Raw genomic sequence first — 12703 nt, forward strand, 5'->3', positions numbered from 1 at the left:
GCGAGCCCTAGGCTCAAAAGCTGCCGCCCATCTTCTCCAGCCGCGCGATGCGGTCGGGAATCGGGGGGTGCGTCGCGAAGAGGCGGTTCACGAGTCCGGGTCGCAGCGGGTCGGCGATCCACATGTGCGCCATGCTCGTGGTCTGCTTCTGCATGGGCTTGCCGTAGGCCTCGAGTTTGGCCAGGGCGGAGGCCAGGGCATCCGGATGCCGCGTGGTCATGGCGCTGGTCGCATCGGCGAGGTATTCGCGCTGCCGCGACACGGCGAGCTGCACGACGGTGGCGATGATCGGTGCGATGACGGCGGCGACCAGTCCCAGCACGAGCACCACGGGGTTGTTGCCGTTGTTGTTGCGGCCGAAGAACGCCATGCGAAAGAACATGTCGGCGATGAGGCCGACCGCGACCACCAGCCCGTAGACGATCAGCGAGACGCGGATGTCGTAGTTCTGCACGTGGCCCATCTCGTGGGCCATCACCCCTTCGAGCTCGGAGTCGGTCATGATGTCGAGCAGCCCCGTTGTCACCGCCACCACCGAGTGCTTCGGGTCACGGCCGGTGGCGAACGCGTTCGGCGCCGGATCGTTGATGATGTACACCTTGGGCATCGGCTGCCCCGTGGTGATGGCGAGGTTCTCGACGACGCGCCAGAGCCTCGGGTTGTCTGACTTCTGAATCTCGATCGCGCCGCTCTGCATCACGGCCTGCGAAGCAGAGAAGAAGTACTGGAAGATCGCGAACCCGATGGCGAACACCAGGATGACCACCGTCAGACTGGTGCTCCTGTAGAGGTACCCGGCCAACCAGCCGAGGGCGCCGATGATGATGACGAACAGCACCAGGATGATGACGGTGTTGCGCTTGTTTGCAGCTATAGCTTTGTACATGCCGGCTTCGGGTCAGCGAGAATTTGGAACCTGCGCGAAAGCGGCGGCACTAGAACTGCACGCGCGGCGGTTCTGCGATGGCGGCCAGGTCGGCCACCTCGAAGAAGTCGCGCGCGGTGAAGCCGAGGCGCTTGGCGAAGATGTTGTTGGGGAACACCTTGATCTTGGTGTTGAGCTCACGCACACCGCCGTTGTAGAACCGGCGCGAGGCCTGGATCTTGTCTTCGGTGTCGACCAGCTCGGCCTGCAGCTGCAGGAAGTTCTGCGACGCCTGCAGCTGGGGGTAGGCCTCGGCCACGGCGAAGATGCTCTTCAGGGCGGTCTGCATGTGGTTCTCGGCGACGGATGCCTCGGCGGGGCCCTGGGCGCTGAGAGTCTCTGCCCTGGCCTTCGTGACCGCCTCGAACACACCCTTCTCGTGCGCCGCATAGCCCTTCACCGTCTCGATGAGGTTGGGCAGCAGGTCGGCCCGTCGCTTCAGCTGCACCGTGATGTCGCTCCACGCCTCGTCGACGCGTACGTTCAGAGTGACGAGCGAGTTGTACGTCGCCCACAGGTAGATGCCGATGATGACGACGAGAACGACAACGATGATCAGTGCGATTAGCCAGCCCATGCGACCACTATAACGAGTGAGACACCCTCACACAGGAGTGTTGGGGCAAGCTCCCAGCCACTGCCTACGAACGGGCTTCCAGCACCCGTCGCAGCCAGCCGAACGACTCCTTCGGCGTGCGGTCGAGGGTCGCGAAGTTCACGTGCACGAGGCCGAACCGCTGGCTGTAGCCCGCCGCCCACTCGAAGTTGTCGAGCAGCGACCACACGTAGTAGCCGCGAAGATCGACGGCCGCCGCCGGGGCGCCGGGTGCGGTGGCGTCGAGGGCGGCGGCGAGGTGCTGGGCGAGGAAGTCGATGCGTGCAGAGTCGGCGATGCGGGTGACGCCGGTGTCGACATCCCGAACCAGCTCGTCGGGCAGGCTCACCCCGCCCTCGGTGATGTACACCGGCGGCAGCGCGTCGCCGTAGCGATCGGCGAGTTCGGCCAGCGCCACCCCGAGGAATTCGGGGGCGTTCGGCCAGCCGAATCCGGTGCGCGGAAACTCGGGCCACTCGGCGAGATGGAACGGCAGCGAACTGAGGGCGGCCGCCTCGCCATCGGGCGAGGCCGTCGACCCGGCACCCGCGGCGATGCGCGTCGGAAAGTAGTAGTTCAGACCGTAGAAGTCGAGCGGCTGGTGCATGATCGCCAGATCGTTCGGGTCGGCCTCGACCAGCGGGCGCAGAGCCCGGGCGAAGGGTTCGGGCACGACCGGGTAGCTGCCCAGGAGAACGGCGTCTTCGAACATGCGGTTGTGCACGATGTCGAAGACGTCGGCGAAGAGCTCGTCGTCATCGGTGCTGGTCGCCGCCGACACCGGCGAGTGCACATTGGTCACGCCGATCTCGCCGCGCACCGACGCCGCGCGCAACGCCTGTACCGCGAGCCCGTGACCGAGCAACTGGTGATGACCGGCCGGAACGGCGTCGAAGAGCAGGGTCGTGCCGGGGGCGTGGATGCCCAGGGCATAGCCGTTGAGCATCACTGTCGCTGGTTCGTTGATGGTGACCCAGCGGTCGACGCGGTCGCCGAACACCTCTCCGACGGCATACGCGTAGTCGCCGAAGCGGCCGGCGGTGTCGCGGTTCAGCCAGCTGCCGCGCAGTTCGACGGGCGTGTCCCAGTGGAACAGGGTGGCCATCGGGCTGATGCCTGCCGCCAGCAGCTCGTCGAGCAGGCGGTCGTAGAACGCGATGCCCTCTCGGTTGAGACCGCCCGTGCCGCCCGGCTGCAGCCGCGGCCAGCCGAACGAGAAGCGGTAGGAGTCGATGCCGAGGTCGGCCATCAGGGCGACGTCTTCGCGCACGCGGTGGAAGTGGTCGGCGGCGACGTCGGCGTTCGCGCCGCCGAGCACGCGGCCGGGCTGGTGGCTGAACTCGTCCCACACCGAGAGCTCGCGGCCGCCGTCGTGCACGCCGCCCTCGACCTGGAAGGCCGCGGTGGCGGCGCCCACCACGAAGCCGCGCGGGATGACGGAGGCGAACGCCTCCGCCTCGGTCATGGCCTGGTCTCGGGCGCTCATCGGTGGCACCCGAACGGTGCAGTGCGGCCGCTCACCGGCCGAGCACCCGATCGAGGTAGGCGTTCGCGAACCGCCGGTCGGGGTCGAGCCGGTCGCGAACCGCCACGAACTCGTCGAAGTGCTCGTACACCGGCCGCAGCGACTCGGCGTCGCGCGTGTTCATCTTGCCCCAGTGCGGCCTGCCGCCGTGTGCCATCATGATCTCCTCGACCGCCCGAAAGTATTCTGCCGGGTCGTCTCGGTAGTAACGGTGCACTGCAATGTATCCCGTCTGGCGCCCCGACGCGGTCGACAGCCAGAGACCGTCGGCCGCGGCGAAGCGCACCTCGATCGGAAACGAGATGCGCCAGCCGCGGCTCTCGATCAGCTCGTCGATCTCGCGCAGCACCGTGGGCACGTCTCGGGCCGGCACCGCGTACTCCATCTCGACGAACCGCACCGTGCGGCGCGTGGCGAACACACGGGCCGAATGGTCGCTGAACTCGCGGGTGCCGGTGAGCTTCTCGGCCGCCTTGTTGATGTGCGGAATGATCGACGGCACCATCGTTCCGGCCGCGCAGGTCACCCTGAAGAGCTGGTTCGACACGAGGTCGTCGTCGACGAACCGGCGCCACGGCGTGAGCGGGCGGCGCGGGGTGTGCCCGGGCATCCGGCTGTTCGTCTTCGTGAGCGCCGTTCTCGTGTGCGGAAACCAGTAGAACTCGAAGTGGTCGACGGCGTCGGCTCGGGCCTCGACCGCCCCGAGCACCGCGTCGAGCGGCTCGGCGGCCTCGACCGCGTGCAGCACGAACGCGGGCACGCACTGCAGGGTGACCTCGACCAGGATGCCCAGCGCCCCGAGGCCGAGAGCGACGGCGGGCAGCAGCTCGGCGTTCTCGGTCTCGCTCACGGTCAGCAGTGAGCCGTCGCCGACCACGAGCAGCGCGCCCACCACCTGGGTGGAGATGCCGCCGAAGCGTCGGCCGGTGCCGTGCGTTCCGGTGGAGATCGCTCCGCTGATCGTCTGCCGGTCGATGTCGCCGAGGTTCTGCATCGCCAGCCCGAACGGCTTCAGCAGCCCCGGAAGCTCGTGCAGGAACGTGCCGCCACCGAGCGTCACCCGCAGGCGCGCCGTGTCGACAGATCGTATGCCTCTCAGGGCATACAGGTCGAGGTGCACTCCCTCCGCCACCGCGATGCCGCTGAAACTGTGCCCCGCGCCGACTGCCTTGATGCGCAGTCCGGCCTTCTCGGCCCCGACGACGGCGCGCTGAACAGCAGCGATGCTCGCCGGCTGCTCGACACGCACCGGCTTGACGGCCTCGGTGCGCCCCCAGTTGCGCCAGACGCCGCCGGTGACCGTCACAGAAACGCCTTTCCCTCGCCGCGGTAGGTCGGCAGCACCGCCGCGACCGCGTCATTGTCGACGAGGTGCAGCTCGTTCACGTGTTCAGAGAGCTCGCCCGACTTCGTGTGCCGCAGCCACACCCGGTCGCCGGGGTGCAGCGCGGCCGCCGCCGCCCCGGAGAGCGGAGTCTGCACCTCGCCCGCCATCTCGCGCGCCTGCATCGTGAGGCCCTGCGGCCACACGATCTCGGGCAGTCGATCGGCCTGCGCGGGCCCCGACGCGACCCAGCCGCCGCCGAGCAGCGTCGCCATCGCCGGGGTGGGCTTGCGCACCACCGAGAGGGCGAACGCGGCGGCGGGCGCGGGCCGGAAGCGCGAGTAGGTGTCGAACAGGTGCCCGCCGAACAGGCCGCTGCCGGCCGCGATCTCGGTGACCGACGAGTCGGCCGAGGTGCTCTCGAGCGAACCCGTTCCGCCGCCGTTGACGAACTCGAGGTCGGCCACGTCGCGAACCGCCTGCACGACGGCACCCCGTCGGTCGGCGAGTTCGGCGATCGACTGGTGCTGCATCCAGTCGAGCACCCGGGCGCGCGCCGGGTTGCCCCTCGGCCGGTTGCCGACGCCGGCGATCTGAGCCTCGTAGCCCATCAGGCCCACCAGGGTGAAGCCGGGCCGCGACGCGACGACCTGCGCCAGCACTCGCGCCTGGTCGACGGTGAAGACGGGCGAACGCCACACGCCGATGTGCCCGAGCGCACGGGTGACGTACGACGTGTCGAGTTCGAGGCAGACTCGGATGACCGCCCGGGCGCCGGGCGCCACGACCGAGTCGATCAGGTCGAGCTGCTCGACCGAATCGATCATCAGCGTCACGCGCGACGCGAGCTTCTCGTCGGCCGCCAGGCGGGCGATCGCCGCGCGATCGGCAGACGGATACCCCACCACCACGTCGTCGATCGTCTCGGCGAGCCAAAGCGCCTCGGGAAGCGTGTAGCCGAGCACCCCGGCGTATCCGGGCAGGGCGAGCACGGCATCCAGAACCGCACGCACCCGCACCGACTTGCTGGCCACGCGGATGGGCTTGCCGTTGGCGCGGTCGAGCATCGAGAAGGCGTTGTGGGCGAGGGCCTGCAGGCTGAGCGCGGCCAGCGGCGTGTCGACCGCGGCGGTGGCCCGGGTGAGATCGCCCCAGTACTGTGCCGGGTTCAGCCACGGCTCGGCCGAGCTGCGTTCGAGCACGAACGGAGCGGGCGCGGTCTTCGGTTTCGGGGTGGGCATCAACGCACCGATCTCACTCGGGCCACCGCGAGCGCACCCGCGGCGGCGAACAGGGCCGACAGAATGAACAGCGCCTCGAAGCCGCTGAACAGGGCCACGACGCCGGCGCCCAGGAGCGGAGCGATGGCCTGCGGCACGGCGGTGGCGATGTTCATGATGCCGAGGTCTTTGCCACGGGTCGCCGGGTCGGGCAGCACCTGGGTCGCGAGGGCCTGGTCGACCGAGAGGAAGCAGCCGTACCCCAGGCCGAGCAGTGCGCCCGCCACCATGGCCACAGGCAGGGCCGGCACGAAGGCCAGCAGCAGGGCGGCCACCGCCTGCAGCGCCGACGAGACGAACACGAAGATGCGGCGGCGGCCGAGCCGGTCAGACAGGGCGCCCGCGCCGAGGGAGGCGATGATGACGAACACCATGTAGATGAGCACCAGCACGATCAGGTCGTCTTGCGCGTCGGGGTCGTTGAGACCGAACATCAGAAAATAGAGCAGCAGAGCGGTGCCGAGCGCGTTGCCGATGTTGACAAGCACTCTGCTGAGCAGCGTGAAGCCGAAGTCGGGGTACTGGCGGGGGCTGATCCAGAAGCCGTCGACGAAGGCCCTTGCCGTGACGCGGGCACGGTCGGCGCGCGGCAGAACGGCGTCGGGCATCCAGATGCAGAACGGGGCGACCAGAACCACGAGCAGAATCGCCACCGCGAGGTAGCCGACGAACAGGCCGGTGAAGAGCGTGGTGACCAGCACCAGGCCGACGATGATGCCCACCGCCTGCGGCGCCGAGAGCCAGCCCGAGACGTACCCGCGCTGACCGACCGGCACCTGGTCGGAGATGGTGGCGGTCAGCGACGCGGTGAGGATGCAGAAGCCGATGATGGCCAGGGTCCAGAAGATGCCCACGCCCACCAGCGACGTCTGCAGCCCCAGCAGCACGAGCGACGCGGCGAAGACCAGGGTGCCCGCGGCGATCCACGGCCGGCGGCGGCCGAACCGCGACGTAGTGCGGTCTGACATGGCGCCCGTCAGCGGAAACGTGACGAGGGCGGCCACACCGGCGACGCCCGAGATGACGCCGAACGCCACCACGCTGTCGATCCAGTTGCCCGTGTCGACGCGGTTCTCGACCTGCAGGGGCAGAAGCAGCTGTACCGGGGTGAGCTGCGCCATCCAGATGCCGAACCAGGCCGCTGCGAACAGGGCGACCCATCCCCCGCCGACGCGGCGGGTGGGTTCGGTGAACACGCCGACCAGGCCGACGGCGCCGAGGCCGCGGCCGGCGCCGGGGCCGCTCACGCCGCCACCGCCAGGGCACCGAGCGAGTCGGCCGCGAAGTCGATGATCGCCAGCGCGGCGTCGTCGTCGCGGTTCACCAGCCAGCCGATCGTCAGCCCGTCGGTCAGCACCACCAGAATGGTGGCGATCTCGTCGACCGGGCGGCTCCAGCGCAGTCCGGTCGACTCGGCGGCCACCTCGAGCGCCTGCTCGGCGAGGGCGTAGTAGCGCTCGTACTGAACACGGGCCAGCGGTTGCAGTTCGGGCGACCGCATCGCGTATTGGGTGAGTTCGAACATGGCCTTCTCTCTGAGAGGGTTCTTCTGCAGAACGTCGAAGTAGTGCAGCAGACCCTCGCGCACGGTGTCGCGCATCGAGGCGCCGCGCAGCTGCAGTCGTTCGAGCGCGGTCTGTTCGCTCGCGACGACAGAGTTGACGAGTTCGGCGATGAGCTCGTCGCGGCTGCTGAATGCGTAGTGGAAGCTCGCGAGCGACACCCCCGCCTCGGCCACGATGGCGCGCGTGGTCGCCCCCGAGATGCCCTGCTCGGCCACGACCCGCAGCGCGGCGTCGAGCAGCAGCTCGCGACGCTCGGCGACGGGCAGTCGGGTCACGGGTCTCTCCTTCGTCGAGAGTTCAGGCGGGCGGTGAGTCGAAGTGGGTCAATTGACCCAGTTGAGCGATTATGACCCGGGCGCCGACATTTGTCTACGAAAATGTGTGTTACGCCTGTGTGCATACAACCGCATGGTGCTTTGACATCACTCACTTTTGCTTGCTAAATGGAAGAACGTGTTTGTTGTGAAGCCGAGCGCCACCCGCGACACGCCGGCGAGTTCGGCGGTCAGAGTTTCGCGATTCCGGATGCTCGCGGTCGCCGCGCTCGCCCTGGCACTGCCGCTCGCGGTGGTGCTGCTCGTCTCTCCGGCGCAGTCCGCCCACGCAGACCCCACCGCCACGCCCAGCCCGACCGCGACTCCGTCGCTTCCGGCCGACCCCGCTCCTGCTCCCCCGGTGTCGACCACCCCGCCGACCACCACGCCCGCCGCGGCGCCGTCGATCTCCGAACCATCGGCGGGCGAGCTGCTCGGCGACACGGTGACGGTGAGCGGCTCTGCCGAGCCGGGCAGCGGCATCCAGGTCTCGTCAAGCACCCTGTCTGACCCGCTCTGCACCGTCACCGCCGGCAGCGACGGCTCGTTCAGCTGCTCGAGCTCGGCTGTCGTCAGCGGCCCGAACGTCGTGCTCACCGTCGTGCAGCTGGTCGGCGGTCAGCCCAGCCAGAGCGCATCGGTGACGGTCGACGTGCTCACCGCACCCACCCTGTCGTCGGGTTCGGCGAACGGACTCGCCACCGGCTACGGAACGGTTCGTGGCACGGCCTACCCCGGCGCCACCGTCACCGCCTCGGGCGGCAGTTACTCATGCCTGGCGGTCGCCGACGGCCAGGGTGGCTGGGGGTGCAACCTCGGGGCAGACATTCCGAGCGGCACCATCGCGGTGACGGCGACACAGGCCACCGGCTGGAGCAACGGTGTCAGCCCGCAGAGCCCAACGCTCTCGCTGGTGATCGACTCCGACCCGCCCGTGCCGCCGGTCATCCGCTCGCCCGCCGCAGGGTCGACCGTGGCCGTCGCCGGTGCCGCCATCACCGGAACCGGCGAGAGCGGCGCCCTGGTGACGGTGTTCGCCGGCTCGTACGCGGCCTGCACGGCGACCGTGCAGAACAGCCGGTGGACGTGCGCCGCCGGCACCGTGGCGGCGGGCCGCGCGCAGCTCTCAGCAATCCAGCAGGATGCCGCCGGCAATGTGAGCGACGAGAGCGCGTCGTTCCCTGTGGTCTTCTCGGCGGCCACCGGCACGCCAGCACCGCCGGCCGGTGCGGGCGGCGAGACGGGCGCGGCGACACCGTCGACCGGTGGGGCTGCAGGCGGCTCGTCGGGGGCCGGTTCGGGTGCAGGCGGCACGGGGGCGGCCGGCGGCGCGGGCGGATCGGCCGGCGGCGGCGGTGGCTCGGCCGGTGGTGGCTCGGCTGGCAGCGGTTCGGGCGGCGCAGGTTCGGGCGGTGGTGCAGGTTCGGGCGTGCCCGGCGACGCGGGCTCCCCGAACGGATCGGGCAGCGCGCCGGGAGACGGCGGCGCCCAGGCCGGGGCGCCCGCGGCCGCGAACACGTGGGCCGAGGCCACCCGTTTCACCTCGGCTCTGCAGCCCGTGTGGGGCGGATCGCCCGCCGCGACCTGGCTGCTGGCCCTGGCGGTCGCGCTGGCAGCGATGCTCCTGATCGCGGCTCCGGGCCGCCTGCTCGCGGCGGTCTACGCCCGCCGCGCCTCGGTACGCGGGCGGGCACACCCAGCCGCCTCGACCCGCCGCGCCCCCACCGAACCGGCACGCCGTGACGACCCGGTCACCGGTTCGGCCGCCACCTCGGCCATGTCGGCCGCCACCGCGGGGCCGATCCTCGCCGCCACCGCGGGGCCGACCCTCGCCGCCACCGCCGGGCCGATCCTCGCCGCCACCGCGGGCGCCACCTCGCCCGCCAGGTCAGGCGGCACCCGGCACACCACGCAGGGGAACGCGGCGGCCACGGGCGGCGCCCGGGCTTCGCTGCTCGGGCGCAACCGCGCGCGCAATGAGTTCGAGTCGGCGCCGGAGCTGCGTGTGCATCCGCTCTTGGTCGCCGCGGCCGCGGTGCTCGTGGCGGCCGGGATCGGCATGCTCTCGGGCCCCATCGCCAGCCAACCCGCCTACCTGCGACTGTTCGGCGCCCTCAGCCTCGCCTTCGCGGCGGTGAATGTGGTCGGGGTGCTGGTGCCGAGCCTCATCGCCCGGCGCTGGCTGGGTCTGACCACCGCTCTCGTCTTCGCACCCCGCTACCTGCTCATCGCCGCCGCCCTTGCCCTCGTCTCGCGCCTGTTCGACCTGCAACCCGCCCTGCTGTTCGGTCTTGTGCTCGGCCTCACCGGCGTCGGCACCGTATCGCGCGCCGAGCGGAGCCGGCTCGCCCTCGCTCAGCCGCTCGCGCTGCTCGCCGCGGGGGCCATCGCGTGGCTGGCCCTGGCGGGGCTGTTCGGAGCCACCCCGCTCGATGCGGCCACCACCGTCTCGTCGAACGGCTTCGCCACGTTCGCGAACGAGACGCTCACCACGTTCGTGCTGGGCTCGTTCGGCGCGGCAGCGGTCATCGTGCTGCCGTTCGGCGGGCTAGCGGGTAGGGCAGTTTTCGAACGCTCCAGGCTGGTGTGGTTCGCTCTGGCACTCGTCTCGTTCACCGTTCTTGCGGCGGTCGTGGCGCCGTCGTTCGAGCACGCCGGTCGAGGCATCGAGCTCGCGGAGGCGCTGCTCGTGGCTGTCGCCTTCGCAGCGGTGAGCGTCTCGGTCTGGGCCTGGACGAAATTCATCGCCCCGGCGCTCACCGAGTGAACGCGGCGACCGCGGGCGACCGCGCCGACTTCGCGCAGCGCAGCCTCACCCGGCACTTCGGCGGCCTACGCCCCGGCAGCCTGCGGTCGAGCTCGCCGCTGCGCCTGCGCACCCTCGCCGCCTTCGACTACTGGTGGCTGGCGCACGCGGTCGAAGCGCGGGTCGACGCGTTCGAGCGCAGCGGATGGCCGCAGTGGCGCTCACTCGCCGAACAGACCTACGCGGGCATCCGTCGGCGCAACCGCGGCTCGCTGTTCAATGACTACTTCGACGACATGGGCTGGCTGGCGCTGGCCGCCCTGCGCCTGTTCGACGCCAGTGGCGAACGACGATATCTCCGCGACGCCGAGGCGCTGTTCAGCCACATTGTCGAACACGGCTTCAGCACCGAACTCGGGGCGTCGATCGCCTGGCGCACGAGCCAGCCGAGCTACAAGAATGCTCCCACGAACGGCTGTTTCGCGCTCGTCAGCGCCCGCTTGTTCGAGCGCACCGGTTCGCCCGCGCACCTCGCCTTCGCCCGCTCGTCGCTGGCCTTTCTCGACGAGCGCCTGCTCGACCCGGCCACGGGGCTGATCGTCGACGGCATCAACCGCACCGGCGACGGCGGCCGCGACGACGACTGGCTGTTCAGCTACAACCAGGGCCTTTACGTGGGCGCGAAACTCGGCGCGTTCGACCGCACCGGCGACGCCCGGCACCTCGACGACGCCGTGCGCACGGCGACGGCCACGATCGACAGGCTGGCGCCGACAGGTGTGTTCGCCAGCGAGAATGTCGACCACTCCCAGCGTGGCGGCGGCGACGTCGGGCTGTTCAAAGGCATCTTCTACCAGCACCTGCAGGCGCTGCTCGGGTCGGCGGCCGCGCGAGCGACGCCGAGCCTGCTGGGCCAGCGGGCCCACCTCGAGGGGTTCTTCGTCAGCAGCACCGACGACCTGTGGTCGACCTTCGCGCCGAGCGGGCTCGCCGCCGATGACTGGCGCACGTTCGCGTCGGGGCCGACGGCCCTCTCGACCGAGCTCAGCGCGGTGCTGGCCCTCGAGGCGCGGGCTCGGTTCGAGGCGCGGGCTCGGTTCGAGGCGCGGGCTCGATTCGAGGCGCGGGCTCGCTTCTAGACGCGGGCTCGCTTCGAGGCGCGGAACTCTGCCCAGGTGCCGGCGAATCACCAGGCAGCTCCGGCCACCAGGGCACCTCCCACCCCCGGGCCGGCACCCAGCTGATCGCCTCGGGCAGCACCGCCAGCAGCTTCGCCGATCCGAGGATGCGCGAGTGCCCCGCCACCGAGACCCGCACGTTGCGCGCACCGGCCAGCCGCGAACCCGCCCGCACGTTCTGGTCGAAGCTCGAGTACACCGAGACGATGCGGGCGTCGACCTCGGCCGGCGAACCGACGAAGCGAACCGTGAGGTCGTCGGGCCCGAGGGCGCGCACGCTCTGCACCGGCAGGTACCGGCCCCACTGCGACCCCGAGAACGGAGCGTTGATCGCGACGAGCCCGTCGACGCGGTTCGAGCGGTCGAGGCGCAGCATGAGGTACTTCGCGACCAGCCCGCCCTTGCTGTGCGCCACCACGATCACCTGACGCAGGTCGTGACGGTCGAGGTAGGCGTCGACCTCCCGCGCGACCGAGTCGATGCTGCCCGTGGTGCGGCCGAGGTCTGGTACGACATGCACCGGATGCCCGAGCCGGTGCAGCTCGTCGCCGACGTGCCGCAGCACCCGCCACGTCTCGAACACGCCCGGCAGCAGCAGCACCGGACGCCCGGTCGACGGATGCCCGGCAGCCGTATGCCCGTCCGCCGGATGCCCGTCCGACACCTCGAGGTACCGACCGGGGTCGGGGCGCGACACCAGCGCGAGCAGCTCGTCAGAGACGGTGTAGGCGTAGTCGAGCATCCAGAACCAGGCCTTCTGGGCGCGGTTCACGGGGGTTACAGCCCGCTGGGCACGTCGAGGTCGTCGCTCGATGCGCCGATGAGCACCAGCAGCGCACCGGCGTAGGCGTCGGCCGGGTCGACCGCCCTGAAGACCGAGCTCTCACCAGCCAGAACGGTCTCGACCTCGTACTCGTCGCCGGTGCGCCGCAGCGACACGAAGGTCTGCCCGAGCAGGGCCCGCAGCTGGTGTTCGGCCGGCAGCCAGAGCGCGTCATCGAGGGCGACAGAGTCGAGTGCCCACTCGGTCGTGCCGTTGAAACCGAGCACGGTTCCGGTCTCGAATTCGTGCGCCTCGATGGTCATGTCGCTGAGCGAGAAGACGTCGCCTTCGAAGCCGGAGCGGTCGATCAGGAACATGTCGCCCGCCGTCGGGTGCCACCGCAATCCGGCGAGCCGGAGGGCGCGGGCGAGCTGGGGAGAGATCATGGCTTCATTATCGTCTGCGGCGCCTGAGTGACAATCTGGTAA

Annotated in this window: 11 protein-coding genes; 2 read left to right on the plus strand and 9 right to left on the minus strand. The window is 70.3% G+C overall.

All coding sequences use genetic code 11. From position 1 onward, the window contains the following. Positions 1-13: 13 nt before the first annotated feature. The 7 genes from V3W46_RS13755 to V3W46_RS13785 all read right to left on the minus strand — a co-directional run bounded on the left by V3W46_RS13755 (position 14) and on the right by V3W46_RS13785 (position 7489). Complete coding sequence (locus V3W46_RS13755; protein ID WP_331783694.1) at positions 14-886, minus strand: M48 family metalloprotease; 873 nt, start codon at positions 884-886, stop codon at positions 14-16. A 49-nt stretch (positions 887-935) separates the two neighbouring features. After that, a complete protein-coding gene (locus V3W46_RS13760) occupies positions 936-1502 on the minus strand; it encodes a LemA family protein (protein ID WP_331783695.1) in 567 nt (188 codons plus the stop codon). Positions 1503-1566: 64 nt separating this feature from the next. Next, a complete protein-coding gene (locus V3W46_RS13765) occupies positions 1567-3006 on the minus strand; it encodes a glycoside hydrolase family 1 protein (protein WP_331783696.1) in 1440 nt (479 codons plus the stop codon). Between the two features lie 31 nt (positions 3007-3037). Continuing rightward, a complete protein-coding gene (locus V3W46_RS13770) occupies positions 3038-4351 on the minus strand; it encodes a D-arabinono-1,4-lactone oxidase (RefSeq protein WP_331783697.1) in 1314 nt (437 codons plus the stop codon). Further along, positions 4348-5610: an alanine racemase gene (locus V3W46_RS13775; RefSeq protein WP_331783698.1), complete on the minus strand. Its 1263-nt coding sequence runs from the start codon at positions 5608-5610 to the stop codon at positions 4348-4350. The genes V3W46_RS13770 and V3W46_RS13775 overlap by 4 nt, the downstream gene beginning before the upstream one ends. Then, positions 5610-6896 carry an MFS transporter gene (locus tag V3W46_RS13780; protein WP_331783699.1) on the minus strand — a complete coding sequence of 429 codons (1287 nt, stop codon included), beginning with the start codon at positions 6894-6896 and terminating at the stop codon, positions 5610-5612. The genes V3W46_RS13775 and V3W46_RS13780 overlap by 1 nt, the downstream gene beginning before the upstream one ends. Beyond that, the gene (locus V3W46_RS13785) at positions 6893-7489 is read right to left on the minus strand and encodes a TetR/AcrR family transcriptional regulator (protein WP_331783700.1); all 597 of its coding nucleotides are present in this window, start codon (positions 7487-7489) and stop codon (positions 6893-6895) included. Before V3W46_RS13785 ends, V3W46_RS13780 begins: the two co-directional genes overlap by 4 nt. Positions 7490-7667: 178 nt before the next feature. Here V3W46_RS13785 and V3W46_RS13790 point away from each other — a divergent pair, with 178 nt between their 5' ends. Both V3W46_RS13790 and V3W46_RS13795 read left to right on the plus strand, forming a co-directional pair. Next, entirely contained in the window at positions 7668-10295 is a 2628-nt protein-coding gene (locus V3W46_RS13790) for a hypothetical protein (protein WP_331783701.1), read from the plus strand. Next, the gene (locus V3W46_RS13795) at positions 10292-11413 is read left to right on the plus strand and encodes a glycoside hydrolase family 76 protein (protein WP_331783702.1); all 1122 of its coding nucleotides are present in this window, start codon (positions 10292-10294) and stop codon (positions 11411-11413) included. The genes V3W46_RS13790 and V3W46_RS13795 overlap by 4 nt, the downstream gene beginning before the upstream one ends. Here V3W46_RS13795 and V3W46_RS13800 read toward each other — a convergent pair. Continuing rightward, complete coding sequence (locus V3W46_RS13800) at positions 11319-12224, minus strand: alpha/beta fold hydrolase (RefSeq protein ID WP_331783703.1); 906 nt, start codon at positions 12222-12224, stop codon at positions 11319-11321. The genes V3W46_RS13795 and V3W46_RS13800 overlap by 95 nt on opposite strands. Positions 12225-12229: 5 nt before the next feature. Further along, positions 12230-12661, minus strand: a complete 432-nt coding sequence (locus V3W46_RS13805) for a hypothetical protein (protein ID WP_331783704.1) — start codon at positions 12659-12661, stop codon at positions 12230-12232. Between the last annotated feature and the right edge of the window lie 42 nt (positions 12662-12703).

Origin of the sequence: Subtercola sp. YIM 133946 (assembly GCF_036553535.1) — a bacterium.
Lineage (GTDB): Bacteria > Actinomycetota > Actinomycetes > Actinomycetales > Microbacteriaceae > Subtercola.

Bases quoted from the DNA above. Each gene is read 5' to 3' on its own strand.
- V3W46_RS13755 (WP_331783694.1), bottom strand. From the start codon at position 886: ATGTACAAAGCTATAGCTGCAAACAAGCGCAACACCGTCATCATCCTG.
- V3W46_RS13760 (WP_331783695.1), bottom strand. From the start codon at position 1,502: ATGGGCTGGCTAATCGCACTGATCATCGTTGTCGTTCTCGTCGTCATC.
- V3W46_RS13765 (WP_331783696.1), bottom strand. From the start codon at position 3,006: ATGAGCGCCCGAGACCAGGCCATGACCGAGGCGGAGGCGTTCGCCTCC.
- V3W46_RS13775 (WP_331783698.1), bottom strand. From the start codon at position 5,610: ATGCCCACCCCGAAACCGAAGACCGCGCCCGCTCCGTTCGTGCTCGAA.
- V3W46_RS13805 (WP_331783704.1), bottom strand. From the start codon at position 12,661: ATGATCTCTCCCCAGCTCGCCCGCGCCCTCCGGCTCGCCGGATTGCGG.